The following is a 567-nucleotide window of genomic DNA, read 5'->3' as shown; positions in this document are numbered from 1 at the left end:
GCGGCTCGCGATGTTCGACGAGGCGCACCACGTCGCGAGCGCCGGCCCGGTCCGGCAGCGGCACCTGCTCAACGCCTTCAAGGTGTTCAGCGGCGAGGCGCAGGTGAGCGTGCTGCTCGCCGGGAAGCCCGAGCTGCGCGCCGTCGTCACCGCCGACGAGCAGATCAGCCGCCGCACCCGGATCCTCGCGATCCCGAGGCTCGACGCGGACCGCGACGCCCTCAAGGGTGCGCTGGTGCTGCTCGGGGAGCTCGAGCGGGTCACGCCGCTGCGCCGTCCCAGCGGTCTGAAGGACAAGGTGCTGGCGGACCGGCTGGTGCGGCTCGCGGACGGCGTCCTCGGGGAGGTCCGCGACCTCGTCGAGCTCGCCGCGCTCGCCGCGCTGGGCGGGGAGGAACGCGTCTCGCTCGCGCTGGTGGACCGGCTGGTCGAGTCGGGCGCGTACGTGCCCGTGAAGTGGAGGCGTGAATGAGCCCGCGTCGTGGCGCCGTCGGGGCGTTCGCGTGGGTGGACGTCGACCCGGACGGCGTGTGGCCCGTGAGGCCCGCGCGCCTCCTCGGGGAGGGG

1 protein-coding gene is annotated in these 567 nt (G+C 75.0%); it reads left to right on the top strand.

The window, feature by feature from the left end; translation table 11 throughout:
* The coding region (locus tag DEIPI_RS0116165; RefSeq protein ID WP_211238307.1) for a TniB family NTP-binding protein at positions 1–472 on the top strand (472 nt) is incomplete at its 5' end.
* Between the last annotated feature and the right edge of the window lie 95 nt (positions 473–567).

It is taken from the genome of Deinococcus pimensis DSM 21231 (assembly GCF_000519345.1).
In the GTDB taxonomy this organism is placed as follows: domain Bacteria; phylum Deinococcota; class Deinococci; order Deinococcales; family Deinococcaceae; genus Deinococcus_A; species Deinococcus_A pimensis.
This window is presented reverse-complemented; position numbering and strand designations above follow the sequence as displayed.